Annotated in this window: 21 protein-coding genes and 2 pseudogenes; 10 read left to right on the top strand and 13 right to left on the bottom strand. The window is 59.2% G+C overall.

The window, feature by feature from the left end; all coding sequences use genetic code 11:
- Positions 1-17 precede the first annotated feature (17 nt).
- Positions 18-1400 (top strand): cysteine--tRNA ligase, encoded by a 1383-nt coding sequence (gene cysS / locus AB7M26_RS24820; protein WP_123496637.1) that lies wholly within the window; start codon positions 18-20, stop codon positions 1398-1400.
- Positions 1401-1612: 212 nt separating this feature from the next.
- Here cysS and AB7M26_RS24815 read toward each other — a convergent pair whose 3' ends face one another.
- Positions 1613-3460 carry a sigma-54-dependent Fis family transcriptional regulator gene (locus AB7M26_RS24815; protein ID WP_123496639.1) on the bottom strand — a complete coding sequence of 616 codons (1848 nt, stop codon included), beginning with the start codon at positions 3458-3460 and terminating at the stop codon, positions 1613-1615.
- A gap of 383 nt (positions 3461-3843) precedes the next feature.
- Here AB7M26_RS24815 and AB7M26_RS24810 point away from each other — a divergent pair, with 383 nt between their 5' ends.
- The 6 genes from AB7M26_RS24810 to AB7M26_RS24785 are packed head-to-tail and all read left to right on the top strand — an operon-like array spanning position 3844 to position 9781.
- Positions 3844-4938: an ABC transporter ATP-binding protein gene (locus AB7M26_RS24810; protein ID WP_123496641.1), complete on the top strand. Its 1095-nt coding sequence runs from the start codon at positions 3844-3846 to the stop codon at positions 4936-4938.
- Positions 4938-6035, top strand: coding sequence for an ABC transporter ATP-binding protein (locus tag AB7M26_RS24805; RefSeq protein WP_123496642.1), 1098 nt, complete (start codon positions 4938-4940; stop codon positions 6033-6035). The genes AB7M26_RS24810 and AB7M26_RS24805 overlap by 1 nt, the downstream gene beginning before the upstream one ends.
- Positions 6032-6898, top strand: coding sequence for a carbohydrate ABC transporter permease (locus AB7M26_RS24800; protein ID WP_123496645.1), 867 nt, complete (start codon positions 6032-6034; stop codon positions 6896-6898). Before AB7M26_RS24805 ends, AB7M26_RS24800 begins: the two co-directional genes overlap by 4 nt.
- A gap of 8 nt (positions 6899-6906) precedes the next feature.
- Positions 6907-7707, top strand: a complete 801-nt coding sequence (locus AB7M26_RS24795) for a carbohydrate ABC transporter permease (RefSeq protein ID WP_007896138.1) — start codon at positions 6907-6909, stop codon at positions 7705-7707.
- 10 nt (positions 7708-7717) lie between these two features.
- Positions 7718-7990 carry a DUF2160 domain-containing protein gene (locus tag AB7M26_RS24790; protein WP_032830117.1) on the top strand — a complete coding sequence of 91 codons (273 nt, stop codon included), beginning with the start codon at positions 7718-7720 and terminating at the stop codon, positions 7988-7990.
- A gap of 48 nt (positions 7991-8038) precedes the next feature.
- The gene (locus AB7M26_RS24785) at positions 8039-9781 is read left to right on the top strand and encodes an ABC transporter substrate-binding protein (protein WP_123496647.1); all 1743 of its coding nucleotides are present in this window, start codon (positions 8039-8041) and stop codon (positions 9779-9781) included.
- Between the two features lie 173 nt (positions 9782-9954).
- Here AB7M26_RS24785 and AB7M26_RS24780 read toward each other — a convergent pair whose 3' ends face one another.
- The 3 genes and pseudogenes from AB7M26_RS24780 to AB7M26_RS24770 form a co-directional block, all read right to left on the bottom strand.
- Positions 9955-10269: a helix-turn-helix domain-containing protein gene (locus AB7M26_RS24780; protein ID WP_007896134.1), complete on the bottom strand. Its 315-nt coding sequence runs from the start codon at positions 10267-10269 to the stop codon at positions 9955-9957.
- Positions 10259-10609: a type II toxin-antitoxin system RelE/ParE family toxin gene (locus AB7M26_RS24775; RefSeq protein ID WP_123496675.1), complete on the bottom strand. Its 351-nt coding sequence runs from the start codon at positions 10607-10609 to the stop codon at positions 10259-10261. The genes AB7M26_RS24780 and AB7M26_RS24775 overlap by 11 nt, the downstream gene beginning before the upstream one ends.
- Positions 10610-10845: 236 nt before the next feature.
- Positions 10846-11031, bottom strand: a pseudogene (locus AB7M26_RS24770) (ATP-binding protein); the annotation flags it as partial.
- A 37-nt stretch (positions 11032-11068) separates the two neighbouring features.
- On the opposite strand from AB7M26_RS24770, the pseudogene AB7M26_RS24765 reads away from it, so the two are divergent.
- The 3 genes and pseudogenes from AB7M26_RS24765 to AB7M26_RS24755 all read left to right on the top strand — a co-directional run.
- Positions 11069-11152, top strand: a pseudogene (locus AB7M26_RS24765) (toxin); the annotation flags it as partial.
- A 278-nt stretch (positions 11153-11430) separates the two neighbouring features.
- Entirely contained in the window at positions 11431-11631 is a 201-nt protein-coding gene (locus tag AB7M26_RS24760) for a co-regulatory protein PtrA N-terminal domain-containing protein (RefSeq protein ID WP_008014333.1), read from the top strand.
- Between the two features lie 251 nt (positions 11632-11882).
- The gene (locus tag AB7M26_RS24755) at positions 11883-12263 is read left to right on the top strand and encodes a DUF6124 family protein (protein WP_007896129.1); all 381 of its coding nucleotides are present in this window, start codon (positions 11883-11885) and stop codon (positions 12261-12263) included.
- Here the strand turns inward: AB7M26_RS24755 and AB7M26_RS24750 are convergent.
- From AB7M26_RS24750 to nuoG, 9 genes are all read right to left on the bottom strand, one after another.
- Complete coding sequence (locus AB7M26_RS24750; RefSeq protein WP_123493764.1) at positions 12230-12727, bottom strand: hypothetical protein; 498 nt, start codon at positions 12725-12727, stop codon at positions 12230-12232. The genes AB7M26_RS24755 and AB7M26_RS24750 overlap by 34 nt on opposite strands.
- A 92-nt stretch (positions 12728-12819) precedes the next feature.
- Positions 12820-14283, bottom strand: coding sequence for an NADH-quinone oxidoreductase subunit NuoN (gene nuoN, locus AB7M26_RS24745; RefSeq protein ID WP_123493766.1), 1464 nt, complete (start codon positions 14281-14283; stop codon positions 12820-12822).
- Positions 14284-14290: 7 nt separating this feature from the next.
- Entirely contained in the window at positions 14291-15823 is a 1533-nt protein-coding gene (nuoM, locus tag AB7M26_RS24740; protein ID WP_123493768.1) for an NADH-quinone oxidoreductase subunit M, read from the bottom strand.
- 39 nt (positions 15824-15862) lie between these two features.
- The gene (gene nuoL, locus AB7M26_RS24735; RefSeq protein ID WP_123493770.1) at positions 15863-17716 is read right to left on the bottom strand and encodes an NADH-quinone oxidoreductase subunit L; all 1854 of its coding nucleotides are present in this window, start codon (positions 17714-17716) and stop codon (positions 15863-15865) included.
- Positions 17713-18021, bottom strand: a complete 309-nt coding sequence (gene nuoK / locus AB7M26_RS24730) for an NADH-quinone oxidoreductase subunit NuoK (protein WP_007905077.1) — start codon at positions 18019-18021, stop codon at positions 17713-17715. The genes nuoL and nuoK overlap by 4 nt, the downstream gene beginning before the upstream one ends.
- Before the next feature lie 2 nt (positions 18022-18023).
- Positions 18024-18527, bottom strand: coding sequence for an NADH-quinone oxidoreductase subunit J (gene nuoJ, locus AB7M26_RS24725; RefSeq protein ID WP_007905076.1), 504 nt, complete (start codon positions 18525-18527; stop codon positions 18024-18026).
- A 9-nt stretch (positions 18528-18536) separates the two neighbouring features.
- Complete coding sequence (gene nuoI / locus AB7M26_RS24720) at positions 18537-19082, bottom strand: NADH-quinone oxidoreductase subunit NuoI (protein WP_008014903.1); 546 nt, start codon at positions 19080-19082, stop codon at positions 18537-18539.
- 12 nt (positions 19083-19094) lie between these two features.
- Positions 19095-20102 (bottom strand): NADH-quinone oxidoreductase subunit NuoH, encoded by a 1008-nt coding sequence (gene nuoH / locus AB7M26_RS24715; protein WP_007905066.1) that lies wholly within the window; start codon positions 20100-20102, stop codon positions 19095-19097.
- Positions 20099-22813, bottom strand: a complete 2715-nt coding sequence (gene nuoG / locus AB7M26_RS24710) for an NADH-quinone oxidoreductase subunit NuoG (protein ID WP_123493772.1) — start codon at positions 22811-22813, stop codon at positions 20099-20101. Before nuoG ends, nuoH begins: the two co-directional genes overlap by 4 nt.
- Positions 22814-22839: the final 26 nt, after the last annotated feature.

Raw genomic sequence — 22839 nt, 5'->3', positions numbered from 1 at the left:
TCAAGGAACAACATAAAGTGCTTACGATCTACAACACGCTCACCAAGAGCAAAGAAGTCTTCAAGCCGCTGGATGGCAACAAGGTGCGCATGTACGTCTGCGGGATGACCGTGTACGACTACTGCCACCTGGGCCATGGCCGCAGCATGGTCGCGTTCGACCTGGTGACCCGCTGGTTGCGGTTCAGCGGTTACGACCTGACCTACGTGCGCAACATCACCGACATCGACGACAAGATCATCAATCGGGCCAACGAGAACGGCGAGTCGTTCGAAGCTTTGACCGAGCGCATGATCGCGGCGATGCACGAAGATGAAGCGCGCCTGAATATCAAGAAGCCGGACATGGAACCGCGTGCCACCGACCATATCCCGGGCATGCACGCGATGATCCAGACCTTGATCGACAAGGGCTACGCCTACGCACCGGGCAATGGCGACGTGTACTACCGCGTCGCCAAGTTCATGGGCTACGGCAAGCTGTCGCGCAAGAAGATCGAAGACCTGCGCATCGGCGCACGGATCGAAGTCGACGAGTCCAAGCAGGATCCGCTGGACTTCGTGCTGTGGAAAGCCGCCAAGCCGGGCGAGCCGAGTTGGGAATCGCCATGGGGCGCCGGGCGTCCGGGCTGGCACATCGAGTGCTCGGTGATGTCGACCTGCTGCCTGGGTGAAACCTTCGACATTCATGGCGGCGGCAGCGACCTCGAGTTCCCGCACCATGAAAACGAAATCGCCCAGAGCGAAGCGGCCACCGGCAAGACCTACGCCAACGCGTGGATGCATTGCGGCATGATTCGCATCAATGGCGAGAAGATGTCCAAGTCCTTGAACAACTTCTTCACCATTCGCGACGTGCTGGAAAAGTACCACCCGGAAGTCGTGCGTTACCTGCTGGTGTCCAGCCACTACCGCAGCGCGATCAACTATTCGGAAGACAACCTCAAGGACGCCAAAGGCGCGCTCGAGCGTTTCTACCACGCGTTGAAAGGCCTGCCGAACGTGGCACCGGCGGGTGGCGAAGCCTTCGTCGAGCGTTTCACTCAGGTGATGAACGACGACTTTGGCACGCCGGAAGCCTGTGCGGTACTGTTCGAGATGGTGCGCGAGATCAACCGTCTGCGCGAGAGCGATCTTGATGCGGCGGCTGGTCTGGCGGCACGCTTGAAGGAATTGGCCAGCGTGTTGGGTGTGTTGCAACTCGAAGCCGATGACTTCCTGCAGGCCGGTGCCGAAGGGCGGGTCGATGCGGCTGAGGTTGATGCACTGATCCAGGCTCGTTTGACGGCTCGTGCCAACAAGGACTGGGCCGAATCCGACCGCATCCGCGACCAGCTCACCGCCATGGGCGTGGTACTGGAAGACGGCAAGGGCGGGACGACCTGGCGATTGGCTGACTGATTGCTGCGTTTGCTACAAAACAAAACCCGCCTTGTGCGGGTTTTTGTTTATGTGCATTGCGCAAGTGCGGCGGTGTCTGGGCTGACGTCTTCGCGGGCAAGCCCGCTCCCACAATGGCCGAGGTGGATTCCGATTTTGTGTACGACACAAATCCCTGTGGGAGCGGGCTTGCCCGGATGGTCTCAAGCCGAACACAACCCGTGGGGTCTTTGTCACTCAACCTGGCGCAATCGCTTGTAGAGGGTGTTGCGGCTAACCCCCAAGCGCCGCGCCAGGTGCGAAATATTCCCCCCAGCCGCCTGCAACTGCCGATTCAATGCCTCGGCATCATTGAGGTCGACCGCTACCGGCTCCGGTGAATCCACCGGCTCCATCTCCAGATCGACAAAGAAATCATCCGGCAAATGCTCCGGCCGCACCGGTTGTTCCTCGGCCATGGCCAGCGCTACTTGCATCACGCTGCTGACCTGACGCAAATTCCCCGGCCACGGATGACGGCTGAACAGCTCCATCACTTCACGGCTCAAGCCCGCCCATTGGCTCGGTTCGCGGTGCTGTTCCCACAGCCGTTTGAACAACGCTTCCTTATCGCTGCGTTCCCGTAGCGGCGGCAGTTCAAGGGTCAAACCGCCGATCCGGTAATACAAATCCTCACGAAACCGCCCCAACTGAACCTGTTCGCGCAACGAGCGGTTGGTCGCTGAAATGATCCGAATGTCCACCGGGAACAACTCGCTGCTGCCCACCGGTTGCACGCAACGCTCTTGCAATACCCGCAACAGCCGGGCCTGGGTCGGTAGCGGCATGTCGCCGATTTCATCGAGGAACAGTGTGCCTTTGTCCGCCTTGCGGATCAGCCCGATGCTGCCTTTCTGATTGGCGCCGGTGAACGCACCTTTCTCATAGCCAAACAGCTCGGATTCCACCAGTTCGGCGGGGATCGCTGCACAGTTGACGGCAATGAACGGCTGTTTGCTGCGTGAACTGGCCTGATGCAGGGCTTTGACGAAGACTTCCTTGCCGACGCCGGTTTCCCCGTGAATTAACAGCGGAATGTCTTTTTCCAGCAAACGCTCGGCCTGGCGCACGGCTTTTTCCACGCGGCTGTCGCCAAAATGCAGGGTGTTGAGGCTGATCACGGCGGGCGCTGACGCCGAGGGTTCAGCACGCTCAGGTTCAGAAAACAGACGAGCCCGAATCGGCGCCTGTTTCGGTCGTTTCAACAGGCACTGGAAACGGTTGCGCCCCGAGGCTTGCAGGGCAAACGGCAGGCCGTCCGGCTGGTTCAGCAGTTCCAGCAAAGAGACTTTGAACAGGCTTTCGACGCTGACCCGCGACAGGCTGATGCCTAGCAGATTATCGGCCCGGCGATTGGCCGACAGCACCTGACCGGTTTCGTCGAAGATCAGCAACCCGGCCCATTGGCTGTCGAGGTTATTCAGCCCAGTGTTGAAGGTCAGCTGGAAATGCTGGCCATGGAACAGGTTGAGTATCAGCCGGTTCTCCACGGTCTGGCTCATCATCTTGACCATGCCCAGGGTGTGGGACGGCGGCAGGTAGCTGTCGCTGGACACATCCAGCACCGCGATCACTTTGCGCTCGGCATCGAAAATCGGCGCGGCGGAGCCGGTCATGAAGCGGTTGGCCTTGAGAAAATGTTCATCGTGTTCGATGTGCACGGCCTGTTCGCAGGCTAGCGCAGTGCCGATCGCATTGGTCCCGCTGCAACGTTCCATCCAGCTGGCGCCGGCGCTGAAACCGCGAGCCAGGCTCGGCTCAATGAAACGCTGGGTACCCCAGGACGTCAGCACCTGGCCCTGATTATCGGCGAGCATGATCAGGCAATTGGAGTTGCTGAGGATGTTCTCGTAATACGGCAGGACTTCCTGATGGGTGGTCTGCACCAGTGAATGCTGGCTCTCCAGCAACTGGGCGATGCCATCGGCCGGCAGTTGATCGAACGCTGGTGCGCTCTGATGATCGAGCCCGAACGCGCGGCAGCGGGACCAGGAGTCCTGGATGATGGCGTCGTGGGAGAGCGGCGGGGCAGGTGCGGCCATGGCGGTCGATCTCTGAGCAAGCTTTTATTGTTGTTATAAGTAGTTCCCTGTGGGAGCGAGCCTGCTCGCGATAGCGATCGGTCAGTCGACTTCAATGCTGACTGATCCACCGCTATCGCGAGCAGGCTCGCTCCCACAGGTTCTGCGACTTTGCGCATCTGCAGGCAAGACAAAGCGTCCGTAGAGTGTTGTTCACTATTGTTCATTGTCAACCGCCGGATTGTTCAATTGTTCAGTCGCGGTTGTTCATTTCTGTTCAGCTACGAACGCGGTTTTTCCTCCATTTGAAGGATTTCCAAGCCAGATCAACCGCTTGGAATTTCTGGCACGAATGTCGCTGTAGTGCTCCGGTCGCTTGACTCCAATAATAAAAAGGCCGAGCCATGTCACTAATCCTGGAGCACGTCAGCCGTACCGTCGAGGGTCAAACCTGGATCGATGATGCGTGCCTTAACTTCGAACCCGGATCGTTCAACGTTTTGCTCGGTCGCACGCTGTCCGGCAAAACCAGCCTCATGCGCCTGATGGCCGGTCTGGACAAGCCCGACAGCGGCCGCATCCTGATGAACGGTGTCGATGTCACCCAGCGCCCGGTGCGTTTGCGCAATGTGTCGATGGTTTATCAGCAGTTCATCAATTACCCGACCATGACGGTGTTCGAGAACATCGCTTCGCCGCTGCGCCAGTCCGGCGTTTCCAACGAGTTGATCCAGAGCAAAGTGCTGGACACTGCGAAGATGCTGCGCATCGAGAAATTCCTCCAGCGTTATCCTTTGGAACTCTCCGGCGGCCAGCAACAGCGCACCGCCATGGCCCGGGCGTTGGTCAAGGATGCCGAGCTGATTCTGTTCGACGAGCCGCTGGTCAACCTCGACTACAAGCTGCGCGAAGAACTGCGCCAGGAAATGCGCGAGCTGTTCAAGGCCCGGCACACCATCGCAATTTACGCCACCACGGAACCCAACGAAGCCCTGGCGCTGGGCGGTACCACCACGATTCTTCACGAAGGTCGGGTGATTCAGAGCGGCAAGTCCTCCGAGGTGTATCACCAGCCGCAAACCGTGCTGGCGGCGGAGTTGTTCTCCGAACCGCCGATCAACCTGATGCCGGGGCGCATTGCCGGCAACGAAGTCAGTTTCGCCAATTTTGTGCACTTTCCGTTGAACGTCGATCTGCGGCCGGTGGGCGAGGGCGAGTTCCGTTTTGGCGTGCGCCCCAGCCACATTTCGCTGGTGCCGAGCAATGACGATGACCTGGAACTGGCGGTGACCGTCGAGGTGGCCGAGATCAGCGGTTCGGAAACCTTCCTGCACGTGCGCAACGAGTATTTCCTGCTGGTGCTGCATTTGCCGGGTGTTCACGAATACGACGTCGACGCGCCGATTCGCATCTATATCCCGACCCATAAACTGTTTGTGTTCGATATGCAGGGGCGGCTGGTTCAGGCGCCCGGTCGGCGCATTGCGAGGGTTGCCTGATGGCCGAAATCCGTTTGCAGAACCTTGCCCACAGCTACACCTCGACGCCGACTGGCCCTGAGGATTACGCAATCCGCGAGATGGACCACGTTTGGGAGCAGGGCGGTGCTTATGCGCTGCTCGGGCCTTCGGGGTGTGGCAAGTCGACTTTGCTCAACATCATTTCCGGGTTACTCAGCCCGTCCCAGGGCCAGGTGCTGTTCGACAGTAAAGTGGTCAACGAACTGACCCCGGAAAAGCGCAACATCGCCCAGGTTTTCCAGTTTCCGGTGGTCTACGACACCATGACGGTGTTCGATAACCTGGCCTTTCCATTGCGCAATCAGGGCATGGCAGAAGCGAAAATTCACACCAAGGTGCAGGAAATCGCTGAAGTCCTCGATCTCCAGGCACTGCTGTACAAAAAGGCGCGCAACCTTACTGCCGATGAAAAACAGAAAGTCTCCATGGGCCGTGGGCTGGTGCGCGATGACGTGTCGGCGATTCTCTTCGATGAACCGCTGACGGTGATCGACCCGCACCTGAAGTGGAAGCTGCGGCGCAAGCTCAAGCAGATTCACGAGCAGTTCAATATCACCATGGTCTACGTCACCCACGATCAGCTCGAAGCTTCGACCTTCGCTGACAAGATCGCCGTGATGTATGGCGGCCAGATCGTGCAGTTCGGCACGCCACGGGAATTGTTCGAGCGGCCGAGCCACACCTTTGTCGGCTATTTCATCGGCAGCCCGGGGATGAACCTGATCGAGGTCCAGCCTCAAGCCGGCGGTGTCGGTTTTGCCGGGACTCACTTGCCGTTGTCCGACGCGATGCAGAAACAAATCGCCGAGTCCGAATGGAAAATCCTGAAGGTCGGCATTCGTCCGGAGTTCGTTCATGTGTGGGACGAACCCTGTGATGACGCGATGCAGGCACAGGTCCTACACGTCGAAGACCTGGGCACCTACAAGATCATGACCCTGAACCTCGACGGCGCGCCGCTGAAAGTACGCCTGGCCGAAGACAAACCAGTGCCTGAAGGCACGGCGTACATCAGTTTTCCGGCGCAATGGCTGATGGTCTATGCCGATGATTACCTGCTGGAGGTGCTGCCATGAACAAGGTGCAGAACAACAAGGCGTGGTGGCTGGTGTTGCCAGTGTTTCTGCTGGTGGCATTCAGTGCGGTGATCCCGATGATGACCGTGGTCAACTACTCGGTGCAGGACATCTTCGACCAGTCCAGCCGCTACTTCGTCGGTGCCGACTGGTACAAGCAAGTGCTGCTCGACCCTCGGCTGCATGACTCGCTGCTGCGCCAGTTCATCTACTCCGGTTGCGTGTTATTGATCGAAATTCCATTGGGCATCGCCATCGCCCTGACCATGCCGACCAAGGGCCGTTGGTCGTCGGTTGTGCTGATAATTCTGGCGATTCCGCTGCTGATTCCGTGGAACGTGGTTGGCACCATCTGGCAGATTTTCGGCCGGGCCGACATCGGTTTGCTCGGTTCGAGCCTCAATGCCATGGGTATCAGCTACAACTATGCATCCAACACCATGGACGCCTGGGTCACGGTGTTGGTGATGGACGTCTGGCACTGGACGTCGCTGGTTGCGCTGCTGTGTTTCTCCGGTTTGCGGGCGATTCCGGACGTGTATTACCAGGCTGCGCGGATTGATCGAGCGTCGGCCTGGGCGGTTTTCCGACACATCCAGTTGCCCAAGCTCAAGAGCGTGCTGCTGATCGCGGTGATGCTGCGGTTCATGGACAGCTTCATGATCTACACCGAGCCGTTCGTACTGACGGGGGGCGGTCCGGGGAATGCCACGACCTTCTTGAGTCAGACGCTGACCCAAATGGCCGTAGGGCAATTCGACCTCGGCCCGGCGGCAGCTTTCTCACTGGTGTACTTCCTGATCATCCTGTTGGTGTCGTGGCTGTTCTACACCGCCATGACTCACTCTGACGCCAATCGGTGAGGCCCGCCATGAGCAAGAGAAAGCTGATTCCGCTGCTGATCTACATCCTGTTCCTGCTGGTGCCGATCTACTGGCTGCTGAACATGTCCTTCAAGAGCAACACCGAAATCCTCGGCGGTCTGACGCTGTTTCCCCAGGATTTCACCTTCGCCAACTACAAGGTGATCTTCACTGACCCGAGCTGGTACACCGGTTATCTCAACTCGCTGTACTACGTGAGCCTGAACACGGTGATTTCCCTGAGCGTGGCGCTGCCGGCGGCGTATGCGTTTTCACGCTATCGTTTCCTCGGTGACAAGCACCTGTTTTTCTGGCTGCTGACTAACCGCATGGCGCCACCGGCAGTTTTCCTGCTGCCATTCTTCCAGTTGTATTCCTCGATCGGGCTGTTCGACACCCACATCGCGGTTGCGCTGGCTCACTGCCTGTTCAACGTGCCGTTGGCGGTGTGGATTCTTGAAGGCTTCATGTCCGGCGTTCCCAAGGAAATTGACGAAACCGCCTACATCGACGGCTACAGTTTCCCCAAGTTCTTCGTGAAGATCTTCGTCCCGTTGATCGGCTCCGGGATCGGCGTCACGGCGTTTTTCTGCTTCATGTTTTCCTGGGTCGAGCTGTTGCTGGCGCGAACCCTGACCTCAGTGAACGCCAAACCCATCGCGGCGGTGATGACCCGCACGGTCTCGGCGTCCGGCATCGACTGGGGCGTGCTGGCGGCAGCGGGGGTGTTGACGATTCTGCCGGGCATGTTGGTGATCTGGTTTGTTCGCAACCACGTGGCCAAGGGCTTTGCCCTGGGCCGGGTATGAGGAACTGATGATGGAATGGATGAGTTGGACGGGCCCCACGGCGGCGTTCTTCAGCGTCATAGCCTTGATCCTGACGGGCATGACGACCTGGGAATTGCGTTCGCCGAGTATCCCTCGGCGTGGTTTTTTGCCGATTGCCACTACCCGTGGTGATCGGCTGTTCATCGGTCTTCTCGGCAGCGCCTACCTGCATTTGCTGGTAATCGGCGTCACCGACTGGAGCATCTGGGTAGCGTTCGCGTTGTCCCTGGTGTGGCTGTTGGCTGTGATGCGTTGGGGCTAGTCGAAATCGATCGGCATGCATGTCCCGAAACCTAAACAGGAGGTCTCTATGTTCGACAAAAACAATAAGCTGCGACATAGCGTTTCATTGGCAGCCATGCTGGCACTCAGCGGGTTGAGCGCTGCGGCCTGGGCCGATGCCTATGAAGACGCCGCCAAGAAATGGATTGGCAGCGAGTTCAAACCGTCCACCCTGACCGAAGCCCAGCAGCTCGAAGAGCTGAAGTGGTTTATCAAAGCGTCCGAGCCGTTTCGCGGGATGAGCATCAAGGTGGTTTCGGAAACCATCGCGACCCACGAATATGAATCCAAAACGCTGGCCAAGGCCTTTACCGAGATCACCGGGATCAAGTTGACCCACGACTTGCTGCAAGAAGGCGACGTGGTGGAAAAGCTGCAGACCCAGATGCAATCGGACAAGAACATCTATGACGGCTGGGTCAACGACTCGGACCTGATCGGTACGCACTTTCGCTACGGCAAGACCGAATCGATCACCGACCTGATGGCCAACGAAGGCAAGGCTTACACCTCACCGACCCTGGACATCAAAGACTTCATCGGTATCTCGTTCACCACCGCGCCGGATGGCAAGGTCTATCAACTGCCCGACCAGCAGTTCGCCAACCTCTACTGGTTTCGCGCCGACTGGTTCGAGCGTGCGGATCTGAAAGCGAAATTCAAAGAAAAATACGGTTATGAACTGGGCGTACCGGTGAACTGGTCGGCCTATGAAGACATTGCCAAATTCTTCAGCGAAGACGTCAAGGAAATTGACGGCAAACGCGTCTACGGCCACATGGACTACGGCAAGAAAGACCCGTCCCTCGGCTGGCGCTTCACCGATGCCTGGTTCTCCATGGCGGGTGCTGGCGATAAAGGCATACCCAACGGTTTGCCGGTGGACGAGTGGGGTATCCGCGTCGAGGATTGTCATCCGGTCGGCTCCAGCGTGACCCGCGGCGGCGATACCAACGGCCCGGCGGCGGTGTATGCGACCACCAAGTACGTTGACTGGATGAAAAAATACGCGCCACCGGAGGCGGCGGGCATGACCTTCTCCGAATCCGGGCCGGTGCCGTCCCAGGGCAATATCGCCCAGCAGATCTTCTGGTATACCGCGTTTACCGCCGACATGACCAAACCGGGCTTGCCGGTGATGAACGCCGACGGCACGCCGAAATGGCGCATGGCACCCTCGCCGAAAGGTCCGTACTGGGAGGAGGGCATGAAGCTCGGTTATCAGGACGCCGGTTCCTGGACCTTCCTCAAGTCCACGCCTGAAAAGCAAAAACTCGCGGCCTGGCTGTACGCGCAGTTCGTGACCTCGAAAACCGTATCCCTGAAGAAAACCATCGTCGGCCTGACGCCGATTCGCGAGTCGGACATCAACTCGCAAGCCATGACCGACCTGGCACCGAAACTCGGTGGCCTGGTGGAGTTCTATCGCAGCCCGGCCCGCGTGCAATGGACCCCGACCGGGACCAACGTGCCGGACTATCCTCGTTTGGCACAACTGTGGTGGAGCCACATCGCGGAAGCGGCCAGTGGCGAGAAAACGCCACAACAGGCACTGGACGGTCTGGCCAAGGATCAGGATGCGATCATGACCCGTCTGGAACGCTCCAAGGTACAACCGACCTGCGGGCCGAAAATGAATCCTGAGCGGGATGCGCAGTACTGGTTCGATCAGCCGGGTGCGCCGAAAGCGAAACTGGCGAACGAGAAGCCTAAAGGCGAAACCGTGAGCTATGCCGAACTGCTGAAATCGTGGGAGGCGGCGCGTAAGTAAGCGTCTGTACTGTGTAATGCGAACGGCACCGTAAGGTGCCGTTTTTATTTGTCTCTGTGCCACCGCCATCGCGAGCAGGCTCGCTCCCACATTGAACCGCATTCTTTCTGACAGAACGTAGTCCCCTGTGGGAGCCTGCTCGCGATGGCGTCATTGAGTACGCCGCAAACACTTCAGGTCAGCGCCGCCAGTTGTTCAACCGTCTCCGGAAAGCGCTCAACCAGCCGGATAAGGGTGGTCGCCTGAGCATTAGGTTTCGCCCGTCCTTGTTCCCAGTTCTCCAGCGTCCGGGTATTCGTACGCAAATACATCGCGAACACCGAACGGGAAAGGTTGAGCTGTTGGCGTATGGCTACCACTTCCTCGGCAGTGATTGGCACCAGTTTTGGCAGTTTGACCTTGTGGGTTCGCAGCGTGACCTTGCCTTGGCGCTCGTCGGCCAAGGCTTCAAGGCCTTCCATCAGTTCGGCAAAAATGTCACGTTTCATAGTGGGATCTCGTGTTGATTTCGCTATCTAGAGTTTGTCTGAAAAGTTTCTTCTGGGAAGGCGACAAGTCGTATTGCTCGTTTTTGCTATATATGGTGAACAGCCAGAATTGATCAAAACCCGACCACCAGTAATAAATCACCCTTAGTCCACTGCGCTTGCCTTTACCGCGTCGCTGGTCGGAGAAACGGACCTTTCGCAACCCGCCCATACCTTCCACCAAGTCGCCAGTTTCCGGGTTTTTCAGCAGCTCTAGTTGAAAGCTGCGAAACAGTTCGTCGTCCAGATAGTCATTTCTGTGTTTTTGAAATGCGGGTAATTCGATAAAAAGAGCATCCATGTTCTGTACGTTACCTGCGTATATTTCTATCACAAGAATCGAATAGGTCAAGGCTTCTGTTCCTGCCAATTCGGTCAAGTCATTACATTAAAGTCGAAGGTGGGATCGGGATGTAGGACGCGGCTGATTCACCCGCGAGACGATTCTGGAAAGGGGGGATGAGACCGGGAAAGGCAGGCCGGGTTAACCCAAAATTGCTAAATCTGTGTGCTGGGCAACCAATGGGGCGGCGACATTTATTCCTCGGGGGCGGGAAACCCCAATCGAAACACCGTCACCGTCCCGGGCAAGCTTTTAACCTGCGCCACCCCCTGATGCAGGCTCATGATCGAACGGACGATGGCCAGGCCCAGTCCGGTGCTGCCTTGCGAGTGGGAGCGGCTGCTGTCGACCCGGTAAAAGCGGTCGAACAGATGCGGCAGAGAATTACCCGCATTTCAAAAGCATCGAAGTGACTACCTGGACGACGAACTGTTTCGCAGCTTTCAACTGGAGCTGCTGAAAAACCCGGAAACTGGCGACCTGGTGGGCGATGGCGGTGGATCAGTCAGCATCATTGCCGACTGACAGATCGCTATCGCGAGCAGGCTCGCTCCCACAAGGGGATCATCTACTTGGTTGAAGCTGCGTCTTCGTCGCGTCGATGGGCGAGCTGATACAACGCCGGCAGTATCAGCAGCCAGGCTCGCTCCCACATTAATTCTTTGCCCTGATTCAACAGAGTGGCAGCTACATAACGGATATGTAATCTCCACGCCACCGTCACGAAAGGTTCGGATTGTTACCTTGACCTCGTTAGTTAATTAAACGAGGAATCAAACATGAAACTTGCACAACTGAGTGCGTTTGCAGCGGCGTTGGTGATGTCTTCTGTTGTTTTGGCTGAAGGCGGCGGCGATAGAGCCTTTGAAAAAATGATGGCGGCCAATGACCGCTCGGTGGAGAAGTTTGTCGCCAAAGAACAGGCGCGTGACCCCGTCGTGTTGAATGAAAAGAAGGACGACAAGACCAAAGACTTGTAAGCGTGTCGCACTTGAACTAGCCCGTCATCGAGCGTCGATGCCGGGCTTTTTTATGAGTCGGATTTCGAAGGTGCGGAATATGAACTTGATCAAGTTGATTGCATTCGACGGGGTGATGGCGATGTCTGTGCGCGGGAGACCTTCGGGTCAACCGGGTTCTCCGTTCCCCGGGTTTCCAACCTGCGTACAGCTGCCACCCCTTCGTTCGGAAACCGAATGGGCCAGCTCCACTGCTAGACCGGAGATACACCATGAAAAAGCCAACACCCAACCCTCCCGAAGCAAACACAGCTACGGACACCGACCCTACATCCCCCTACGCCTCCATCGACACCAAAAAACTCCACGAAGCCGCCGAACGCGCCCTCGATTACTACCTCAACCCCGTAGCCCACATCATGGCCAAGCCCTACACCCCCAACCGGATGTTTTTCGCCAATCCCAAAGCCGATACCGAATCCCTGCTGGCCAATGCCAGCGAGTCATTGTCCTCGGCTACGGTCATGCTCGGTGACTTCGCCGCTTTGCTGGAAGGCACCCACCGCAAGACCCTGCTGGGTATTGCGCAAGTGGTCATGCTGGGGGAGCTGGCGGTGAATCAGGCGTTGGATAACGTTGAACCGGGTGAGTAGTCGCGACGACGGTTCTTAAAGAAGCAAAAAAACGCGGCGCTAGAAGGGCCGCGTTTTTTATTGAAAGGACTGGCAAAACTATTCGCTGGTTTTAGGCAAGTACCCCGAAGAGTTTTCCGCTGAGATGGCAAAAATGGCTCAATCACCTCATGGCGCTCAACCATGAATGAAGCCTCTTCATCCGTCAGATCCTTCAGCGCTTCATTCACTTTCTCCGCTGCTGCCATCATCTGTGCCTCTTCGCGCCCGCACATGTAGTTGCGCGAGTCGCTGAAGATAACCATTTGCCCTGGCTTTACCCGTTCACCGAGATGGCGATTGAGCGAGCGGAACTCGCGGCGCAGCACATCGCTGGGTGTGATTTCGAAAAGCGAGCGTTCCAGTGCTTCGAGGGTCATGGGTGTCTGGACGATGTGGAAGCCGGACTCTGCTGGTTTGGGCAGGGTGAAGGCGTGTTCTTCCACCAGATGCTCTGCCGGTGCTGGCTCGGGTTAACAAACGCAAAAACGGCACCCGAAGGTGCCGTTTCTGTTTTCTGCCGAGTACGCCTAAGCGATCAACCCGCCAACCCCGATTGCTGAACCAGGTTCAGCAGCGGCTGTGGGTACAGGCCGAGGAAGAACGCCAGTACGGCAATCGCCAGCAGCATCACGCCGCCTGCACGTTGTTCCCAGTGCAGTTGCGCGTCGTGGCGACGCAGGTTCGGTTCCATCAAGTACAGGGTGACCATCACACGCAGGTAGTAGAAGACGCCGATGGCGCTGCCCAGTACCAGGGAGCCGACCAGCCACCATTGCTGCGATTCGACACCGGTGGCGATGATGTAGAACTTGCCGATGAAGCCCGCGGTCAGCGGGATACCGGCCAGGGACAGCATCATCACGGTCAGGACGGCGGTCAGGTACGGACGGCGCCAGAACAGGCCGCGGTATTCGTACAGGGCATCCGCGTCACGGCCGTTGTACGGCGAGGACATCAGGGTGATCACACCGAACGCACCGAGGCTGGTGATCACGTAGGTGACCAGGTACACGCCGATGGCTTCCACGGCCAGGCCTTTGCTCGCCACCAGGGCGATCAGCAGGTAGCCGAAGTGGGCGATGGACGAGTAACCCAGCAGACGCTTGAGGTTGCTCTGGGTCAGTGCCAGCAGGTTACCGAACAGGATCGACGCGATGGCGATGATGGTCAGTACATCGCTCAGCACGCCACTGCTCGCCGCTGGGGAGATCTGGAACAGACGCACCATCACCGCGAACACAGCGACTTTCGACGCGGTGGCCAGGAACGCTGCCACTGGTGCCGGAGCACCTTCGTAAACGTCCGGGGTCCAGAGGTGGAACGGTACCAGCGACAGTTTGAACGCCAGGCCGATCAGCATCATGCCCAGGCCCATTTGAGCCAGCGAACTTGGCAGGCCAGTGGCCGCCAGGGCCTGACCGATGCCGTTGAAGCTCAGGCTGCCGGCGTCGGCGTAGAGCAGGGCCATGCCGAACAACAGGAACGCGGAACCGGCAGCCGACAGCACCATGTACTTGATGCCGGCTTCCAGCGAACGTTTGTTGAAGAAGGCATACGCCACCAGACCGTAAACCGGTACCGAGAGCAGCTCCAGACCGACGAACAAGCCAGCCAGGTGCTGCGCGCTGACCAAGACCAGGCCACCGGCGGCGGACATCAGGATCAGCAGGTAAAGTTCTTCACGGTTGCCCGGGTAACCCGAACCGCCATCGCCGAGGTAGGCGTGGGCGAGGGTCACACAGGCGAGGGTGGCGACCAGGATCAGCGCCATGTACAGGCAAGCGAAGGTGTCGATCTGCAGCAATGGCGTCACGGCCAGTGGCGCGACTTTCAGGGCTGGCAGGATCGACAGCAGAGCCAGGTTCAGACCTGCCACCGACAGCAGGAAGGTCTGAGAGTGGTTGCGGCGCCATGCGATAGCCAGCATCACCACGATGATCGTGGCGCTGGTGATCAACAACGGCGCAAGCGCGATAAAGTGTTGAGTCGTGAATTCCATAGCGCTCTTACCGGGCCGAAGCGAGTTGAGTGAAGGCGGTGCCGAGCCACTGCTGCACGCCATGCATCGTCGCGGCAGAGGTATCGAGGAACGGTTGCGGGTACACGCCGATGTAAATCAGCAGCGCCGCAAGCCCAACCACCATGATCAGTTCGCGACCGTCCATGCCATGCAGCACCGCGTCCGATTTCGACGGGCCGAAGAAGGCACGGTGGACCATGATCAGCGAGTAGACCGAACCGAACACCAGGCCGGATGTGGCGATCACGGTGACCCATGGCGCGCTGGCGAAGGTGCCGATCAGGATCAGGAACTCACCGACAAAGTTACCGGTCGCCGGCAAGCCCAGGGACGCGGCGGCGAAGAACAGGCTGAGGGCCGGCAGGTAGGCAATCTTCGACCACAGGCCACCCATCTCACGCATATCGCGGGTGTGGGTACGCTCGTACAGCTGACCGGAGAGGATAAAGAGTGCCGCGGCCGACAGACCGTGCGCCAGCATCTGCATCACTGCGCCCTGCAGCGCCAGTTGGCTGCCGGAGTAGATGCCGATCAACACGAAGCCCATGTGGGAAACGGACGAGAAGGCGATCAGACGCTTGATGTCGGTTTGTGCGAAAGCCAGGAAGGCACCGTAGAAGATCCCGATCAGACCCAGGGTCATGGCGAACGGCGCGAACTCGGCCGAGGCATTCGGGAACAGCGGCAGGGCGAAACGCAGCAGGCCATACGCCGCAGTCTTCAACAAGATACCGGCCAGGTCCACGGAACCCGCGGTCGGCGCCTGGGCGTGAGCGTCAGGCAACCAGGAGTGGAACGGTACGACTGGCAGCTTGACCGCGAAGGCGATGAAGAAGCCGAGCATCAGGATGTACTCGGTGGTCGTCGACATCTTGGTTTTCAACAGATCGGCGTAGTTGAAGGTAATCACGCCAGTGTCGTTGAAGTTGACCAGTACCAGGCCCAGGATCGCCACCAACATGATCAGGCCGGAAGCCTGAGTGAAGATGAAGAACTTGGTCGCCGCGTAGATCCGGGTTTTCTTGCCGTCCGAAGAACTGTGACCCCAGAGCGCGATGAGGAAGTACATCGGCACCAGCATCATTTCCCAGAAGAAGAAGAACATGAACAGGTCGAGGGCGAGGAACACGCCAACGACACCGCCCAGGATCCACATCAGGTTCAGGTGGAAGAAGCCCACATGACGCTGGATCTCTTTCCACGAGCAGAGTACCGAGAGGACACCCAGCAGGCCGGTCAGCAGGATCATCAACAGCGACAGGCCGTCGAGGGCCAGGTGCACGTTGATGCCGAAGCGCTGGATCCAGACGTGCTTGAACTCAATCGCCCAGGTCGGATCGGCGCCAGGCGCCGGTGCAAATGAATAGTCACCGTTGGCCCACAGCCAGAGGCCGAGGGAGAGCAGCAGGGACATGGTGATCAGCGCAATCCAGCGGGGGAGGGTGGCGCCGAAGCGCTCACCCATCCAGCACAGCAGGCCGCCGATGAAGGGGATCAGGATTAGCCAGGGCAGAATCATGACGGGCTCGTTTCCTTTCGCAAGTTCGCAAGGTTCATATCAGACCGCTACCAGCACGACGGCGCCGATTACCAGCACGGCACCAGCAGCCATCGAGGCGGCATACCAACGCAATTGACCGGTCTCGGTGCGGCTCAGGGCGGTGTGACCGCCTTTGGCCATACGCGGGATCAGACCGATGGTCTGGTCGAGCGGGTCTTTGCGCAGAATGTGGCTGATCGCAAGGTAAGGCTTGACGAACAGTTTGTCGTAGATCCAGTCGAAGCCCCAGGCAGCGAACCACCAGGCCGAAAGGAAGCGGCCGACGCCGCTGTTGGCGATGGCGGTGACGAAGCGGCGCTTGCCGAGGAACAGCAGCGCGGCCAGCAGGATACCAGCCAGGGCGATGGCACCCGAGGCGATTTCCAGACTGTGCTTGGCTTCGCCGCCGGCATGACCGACGCTTTGTGGCAGTACACCGTGCAGCGGCGGAACGATCATCGCGCCGACGAACGTCGACAGTACGATCAGCACCGACAGTGGCAGCCAGTGAGCAATGCCGTGACCGGCATGCGCTTCGGTCTTCGCTTCACCGTGGAACGCGATGAAGATCAGGCGGAAGGTGTACAGCGAGGTCATGAAGGCGCCGACCAGACCGGCATAAAGCAGACCCTCGTTACCGCTGGCGAACGCTTCCCAAAGGATTTCATCCTTGGAGTAGAAGCCCGCGGTCACCAGCGGCAAGGCCGCCAGGGCCGCGCCGCCGACGATGAAGCTGGCGTAGGCCAGTGGCAGCTTCTTCCACAGGCCGCCCATCTTGAAGATGTTCTGCTCGTGGTGGCAGGCAACGATCACCGAACCGGATGCAAGGAACAGCAGCGCCTTGAAGAAGGCGTGGGTCATCAGGTGGAAGATCGCGCCGTCCCACGCACCTACGCCTAGGGCCAGGAACATGTAGCCGATCTGGCTCATGGTCGAGTAGGCGAGGATACGTTTGATGTCGGTCTGCACCAGTGCGGCAAAACCTGCCAGCACCAGCGTCACGCCACCCACGACACCTACCAGGTGCAGGATATCCGGCGCCAGTGCGAACAGGCCGTGGGTACGGGCAATCAGGTAGACACCGGCGGTCACCATGGTCGCGGCGTGGATCAGTGCCGAAACCGGAGTCGGGCCGGCCATCGCATCCGCCAGCCAGGTTTGCAGCGGCAATTGCGCGGATTTACCGACAGCGCCGCCCAGCAGCATCAGGGTCGCCAGAACGATCCAGAAGTCACCGGCCTTGAAGTGCTCAGGCGCCTTGACCAGCAGCTCCTGAATGTTCAGCGTGCCCAACTGTTGGAACAGGATGAACAGGCCGATGGCCATGAACACGTCGCCGACGCGGGTCACGATGAAGGCTTTGAGTGCCGCGTTACCGTTGTTGCGGTTGCTGTAGTAGAAACCGATCAACAGGTACGAGCACAGACCCACGCCTTCCCAGCCGAAGTACACGAACAGCAGGTTATCGGCCAGGACCAGGAACAGCATGCTGGCGATAAACAGGTTGGTGTAGGCGAAGAAGCGCGAGTAACCGGCTTCACCGCGCATGTACCAGGACGCGAACAGGTGGATCAGGAAGCCAACGCCGACCACCACACCGAGCATGGTCAGGGACAGACCATCCAGGTACAGGGCGAAGTTAGGCGTGAAGCCTTCCACCGCCATCCATTGCCACAACACTTGGGTGTAGTGACCGCCTTCAGGTGGCGCAACGTTGAACTGCCAGATGATGTAGGCCGTGACGATTGCCGACAGGCCAATGGAGCCGACGCCGATCAGCGCCGAAAGGTTTTCCGAGAGGCGTCCACGGGAGAACGACAGCAGCAGGAAACCAATGAGAGGGAATACGAAAGTCAGATAGAGAAGGTTCATCCGCGCATCTCGCTGGCAGCGTCGATATCGAGAGTGTGGAAGCGGCGATACAGCTGCAACAGAATCGCCAGGCCAATACTGGCCTCGGCGGCTGCCAGGCTGATCACCAGGATGAACATGATCTGTCCATCCGGTTGACCCCAGCGGCTACCGGCAACGATGAACGCCAACGCGGAGGCATTCATCATGACCTCCAGGCTCATCAGCACGAAGAGAATGTTGCGCCGGACCATCAGGCCGACCAGACCGAGGCAGAACAGGATGCCAGCGACCGCCAGACCATGCTCCAAAGGGATAGCAGGCATCGTCATTGCTCCTTGGCTTCGTTGCGGCCCAAGTGGAATGCCGTAACCGCTGCGGCGAGCAGCAGCATCGAGGCGAGTTCGACCACCAGCAGATACGGACCGAACAGGCTGATGCCCACGGCCTTGGCGTCTACGGTGGTGTGGCCGATGGCCTGACCGCTGGCATCGCTGAACAGCACATACAGCAGTTCAACCAGCAGCAGGGTGCCGAGGGCGACGGGGCCCAGCCAGATACCGGGCTTGAGCCAGACACGCTCTTGCTGAACCGAGGCCGGGCCCAGGTTCAGCATCATCACCACGAACACGAACAGCACCATGATGGCGCCAGCGTAGGCGATCACTTCCAGTACACCGGCAAACGGTGCGCCGAGGGCGAAGAACGTCATGGCCACGGCGATCAGCGAAATGATCAGGTAGAGCAGGGCGTGCACGGGGTTGGTGTTGGTGATCACGCGAAGCGTGGACACAACAGCGATACCCGATGCGAAATAGAAAGCGAATTCCATCTTTCTTCCTTAAGGCAGCAAGCTCTTCACGTTGATCGGCTGGGCTTCATTCTGCGCGGCGCCTTTAGGCTTACCGGCAATCGCCATACCTGCAACACGATAGAAGTTGTAATCAGGGTTTTTGCCGGGGCCGGAGATCAAAAGATCTTCTTTCTCGTACACCAGGTCCTGACGTTTGAACTCGGCCATCTCGAAATCCGGTGTCAGCTGGATCGCGGTGGTCGGGCAGGCTTCCTCGCAGAGGCCGCAGAAAATGCAGCGCGAGAAGTTGATGCGGAAGAAGTCCGGGTACCAGCGACCGTCTTCGGTTTCAGCTTTCTGCAGCGAGATGCAACCGACCGGGCACGCCACGGCGCACAGGTTGCAGGCTACACAACGTTCTTCGCCGTCGGGGTCGCGGGTCAGCACGATACGACCACGGAAGCGCGGCGGCAGGTACACCGCCTCTTCCGGGTATTGCAGCGTGTCGCGCTTGCGGAAGGCGTGGCCGAAGATCATCACCAGGCTGCGAAGCTGGGTGAAGAAGCCATGCACGATGTCAAAAATGTACTTCATGATTCTCTATCCTCACTGAGCCGCGACGGCGGGCGTGTTGAGCAACACGACCGCAGCGGTCACCAGCATGTTGACGAGGGTCAGCGGCAGGCAGAACTTCCAGCTGAAATCCATCACTTGGTCATACCGTGGGCGCGGAATCGAGGCGCGCAGCAGGATGAAGAACATGATGAAGAACGCGGTTTTCAGTGCGAACCAGATGAACGGGATCTGCGGCAGAATGCCGAACGGACCGTGCCAGCCACCGAAGAACAACGTCACCAGCAGCGCCGAAATCAGCACGATGCCGATGTACTCACCGACAAAGAACATGCCCCATTTCATGCCGGCGTATTCAATGTGGTAACCGTCGGCCAGTTCCTGTTCCGCTTCCGGCTGGTCGAACGGGTGACGGTGAGTCACGGCGACGCCAGCGATGAAGAAGGTCAGGAAACCGAAGATCTGCGGAATGACGAACCACAGGTTCTGCGCCTGGTATTCAACGATGTCGCGCATGTTGAACGAGCCAACCTGGATCACGATGCCCATCAGCGACAGGCCCATGAACACTTCGTACGACACGGTTTGCGCCGAGGCCCGCAAGCTGCCCAACAGGGCGAACTTGTTGTTGCTCGACCAGCCGGCGAACAGCACCGCGTAGACCGACAGACCGGCCATGGCGAAGAAGAACAGGATGCCGATGTTGATATCCGCCACGCCCCAGGTCGGGGTGATCGGGATGATCGCGAAGGCAATCAGCAAGGCGCTCATGGCCACGACCGGCGCCAACGTGAAGATTACTTTGTCGGCGAACGGCGGGGTCCAGTCTTCCTTGAAGAACATCTTGATCATGTCGGCGGCGATCTGGAACGCGCCGAACGGGCCGACACGGTTCGGACCGTAGCGGTCCTGCCAGAGGGCGAGCAGACGACGCTCGACCCAGCTCAGCAGCGCGCCGCACACCACCACGGCGAGCAGGATCACGATGGCCTTGAGGACCGCGATGATTACGTCGATCACTTCAGGAGTGAACAAGGTCATAGCGCTGCCTCCTGCAGACCGTCAACGGATTTGCCGAAGATCGCTGGCGGAATACCGGCAATACCGGCCGGCAATGCGACCAGACCGGCGCCCAGCTCTTCGTTGATACGCAGCGGCAGACGCAAGGTCTGGCCGGCCACGTTCAGGCTCAGCAGGGCACCGTCATTGACACCCAGGCGATCGGCTTCGGACTTGGCCAGCGACAGGTAAGGGGCTGGAATGCGCTCTTGAACCGGCGCGGCTTTGGAAGAGTTCTCTTCGCTGCCGAACAGGTGGAAGAACGGCACGACCTGCCAGGTGCCCGGAGCCGGGTTGAACGCGCGCGGAACACTGGCGAACCAGTTCAGCGAATCACCGGTGCTTTCGATCAGGCGAGTGCCCGGGTCGCCAGCACGGATGTGACCACCGACTTCGTCCTGGAACTTGTTCCAGGCTTGCGGCGAGTTCCAGCCCGGAGACCAGGCGAATGGTACTTGCTGACGCGGTTCGACCGAGCCCGAGTAACCTTCCATGGAGAACGAGAACGCGGTGTCGTTGTCCTGGGAAGTACGCGGTTCGTGCACGCTGATGTCGGCGCGCATGGCGGTCCGGCCACTGTAACGCAGCGGTTCGCGAGCCAGTTTCAGGCCTTTGATGCGGAACGCGGCGGACGGTGCGGCATCGACGATGCGCGCCAGTTGCGGTTTGCTCGCAGCAACGGCAGCGGTGACGTGATCCAGTTGGGTCCAGTCGATCGGCTGGTTCAGCAGGGTCGAACGCAGGGCATGCAGCCAGCGCCAGCCTTCGTGAACCAGAATGCTTGCGTCGAGGTAAGTCGGGTCGAAGACCTGGAAGAAACGCTGGGCGCGGCCTTCCTGGCTGACCAGCGTACCGTCGCCTTCAGCGAAGCTGGCAGCTGGCAGCACCAGGTGCGCGCGATCGCTGGTGGCGGTCTTCTGATGGTCCGCCACGATTACCACTTTCGCGGCGTTCAGGGCAGCATCGACCTTAGCTTTGTCGGTACGGGTGTACAGATCGTTTTCCAGCACGACGATGGCGTCCGCCTTGCCGTCGATCACCGCTTGCAGGGCTGCGTCGACCGAGTCACCACCGAGCATGGCCAGGCCGAGGCTGTTGGCCTCTGGCACGATCAGGCTGATGGAACCGTTCTTCTCGCGCAGCTTCAGGGCCTTGGCGATGTTCGCTGCAGCTTCGATCAGCGCCTTGGAACCCAGCGAGGTACCGGCAATGATCAACGGACGCTTGGCAGCGAGCAGGGCGTTGGCGATGCGCTGAGCCAGTTCAAGGGCTTCAGCGTCCAGGCCTTCAACGGCCGGCGCGCTGGCATCGAGGGCGTGAGCCACGGCGAAACCGATGCGGGCCAGGTCGTCTGGAGCGGCGTGAACGCATTCTTCAGCCACGTCGTCGAGCTTGGTTTCAGCCAGGCTGGCGATGAACAGCGGGTTCAGCGCGTGCTGACCGATGTTCTTCACTGCGGCATCGAGCCATGGCTGAACGCGCATGGCGTCGGCCATGTCTTCGGCTTTGCCCTTGACCGATTGACGCAGGGCCAGGGCCATGCGCGCGGCAGTCTGGGTCAGGTCTTCACCGAGGACGAAAATCGCATCGTGATCTTCGATGTCGCGCATGTTCGGGATCGGCAGCGGGCTGTCTTTGAGCACCTGCACAACCAGCCGAATGCGCTCAAGTTCAGCGGCTTCGATACCGGAGTAGAAGTGCTCGGCGCCGACCAGTTCCAGCAACGCGTAGTTGCTTTCGAGGCTGGCGCGCGGTGAACCGATACCGACGATGTTGCGACCGCGCAGCAGGTCAGCGGCTTTATCCAGTGCTTCGTCCAGGCTCAGCTTGGCGCCGTTGGCCAGCAGTGGCTGACGCGGGCGGTCTTCGCGGTTGACGTAGCCATAGCCGAAACGGCCACGGTCGCACAGGAAGTACTGGTTCACCGAACCGTTGAAACGGTTTTCGATGCGACGCAGTTCGCCGTAACGCTCGCCCGGGGAAATGTTGCAACCGCTGGAGCAGCCATGGCAGATGCTCGGCGAGAACTGCATGTCCCACTTACGGTTGTAGCGCTCGGAGTGAGTCTTGTCGGTGAACACACCGGTCGGGCAGACCTCGGTGAGGTTGCCGGAGAACTCGCTTTCGAGGGTGCCGTCTTCAACGCGCCCGAAGTACACGTTGTCGTGGGCGCCGAATACACCGAGGTCGGTGCCGCCGGCATAGTCTTTATAGAAGCGCACGCAGCGATAGCAAGCGATGCAGCGGTTCATTTCGTGGGAAATGAACGGGCCCAGTTGCTGGTTCTGGTGAGTACGCTTGGTGAAGCGATAGCGGCGCTCGTTGTGGCCGGTCATCACGGTCATGTCTTGCAGGTGGCAGTGACCGCCTTCCTCACAGACCGGGCAGTCGTGAGGGTGGTTGGTCATCAGCCATTCGACGACGCTGGCGCGAAACACTTTCGCTTCTTCGTCGTCGATGGAGATCCAGCTGCCGTCGGTGGCGGGGGTCATGCAGGACATGACGATCCGACCACGCTTGTCGTTCTCGTCGGTGTACTGCTTGACCGCGCATTGGCGGCAAGCGCCAACGCTGCCAAGGGCTGGGTGCCAGCAGAAATAAGGGATATCGAGGCCTAGCGACAGACACGCCTGTAACAGGTTGTCTGCCCCATCGACTTCGAGCTCTTTGCCGTCTACGTGGATAGTGGCCATGGTTCAAAGTTCTTCGTTGGCCCGGT

This window comes from Pseudomonas sp. F-14 TE3482 (assembly GCF_053629455.1).
This window is presented reverse-complemented; position numbering and strand designations above follow the sequence as displayed.

Bases quoted from the DNA above. Each gene is read 5' to 3' on its own strand.
- AB7M26_RS24780 (WP_007896134.1), bottom strand. From the start codon at position 10,269: ATGAAACGTGACATTTTTGCCGAACTGATGGAAGGCCTTGAAGCCTTG.
- nuoL (WP_123493770.1), bottom strand. From the start codon at position 17,716: ATGAACCTTCTCTATCTGACTTTCGTATTCCCTCTCATTGGTTTCCTG.
- AB7M26_RS24785 (WP_123496647.1), top strand. From the start codon at position 8,039: ATGTTCGACAAAAACAATAAGCTGCGACATAGCGTTTCATTGGCAGCC.
- AB7M26_RS24805 (WP_123496642.1), top strand. From the start codon at position 4,938: ATGGCCGAAATCCGTTTGCAGAACCTTGCCCACAGCTACACCTCGACG.
- AB7M26_RS24815 (WP_123496639.1), bottom strand. From the start codon at position 3,460: ATGGCCGCACCTGCCCCGCCGCTCTCCCACGACGCCATCATCCAGGAC.
- nuoI (WP_008014903.1), bottom strand. From the start codon at position 19,082: ATGAAGTACATTTTTGACATCGTGCATGGCTTCTTCACCCAGCTTCGC.
- nuoG (WP_123493772.1), bottom strand. From the start codon at position 22,813: ATGGCCACTATCCACGTAGACGGCAAAGAGCTCGAAGTCGATGGGGCA.
- nuoM (WP_123493768.1), bottom strand. From the start codon at position 15,823: ATGATTCTGCCCTGGCTAATCCTGATCCCCTTCATCGGCGGCCTGCTG.
- nuoH (WP_007905066.1), bottom strand. From the start codon at position 20,102: ATGACCTTGTTCACTCCTGAAGTGATCGACGTAATCATCGCGGTCCTC.
- AB7M26_RS24775 (WP_123496675.1), bottom strand. From the start codon at position 10,609: ATGGATGCTCTTTTTATCGAATTACCCGCATTTCAAAAACACAGAAAT.
- AB7M26_RS24795 (WP_007896138.1), top strand. From the start codon at position 6,907: ATGAGCAAGAGAAAGCTGATTCCGCTGCTGATCTACATCCTGTTCCTG.
- nuoN (WP_123493766.1), bottom strand. From the start codon at position 14,283: ATGGAATTCACGACTCAACACTTTATCGCGCTTGCGCCGTTGTTGATC.
- AB7M26_RS24810 (WP_123496641.1), top strand. From the start codon at position 3,844: ATGTCACTAATCCTGGAGCACGTCAGCCGTACCGTCGAGGGTCAAACC.
- AB7M26_RS24800 (WP_123496645.1), top strand. From the start codon at position 6,032: ATGAACAAGGTGCAGAACAACAAGGCGTGGTGGCTGGTGTTGCCAGTG.
- AB7M26_RS24790 (WP_032830117.1), top strand. From the start codon at position 7,718: ATGGAATGGATGAGTTGGACGGGCCCCACGGCGGCGTTCTTCAGCGTC.
- AB7M26_RS24760 (WP_008014333.1), top strand. From the start codon at position 11,431: ATGAAACTTGCACAACTGAGTGCGTTTGCAGCGGCGTTGGTGATGTCT.
- AB7M26_RS24755 (WP_007896129.1), top strand. From the start codon at position 11,883: ATGAAAAAGCCAACACCCAACCCTCCCGAAGCAAACACAGCTACGGAC.
- nuoK (WP_007905077.1), bottom strand. From the start codon at position 18,021: ATGCCTGCTATCCCTTTGGAGCATGGTCTGGCGGTCGCTGGCATCCTG.
- nuoJ (WP_007905076.1), bottom strand. From the start codon at position 18,527: ATGGAATTCGCTTTCTATTTCGCATCGGGTATCGCTGTTGTGTCCACG.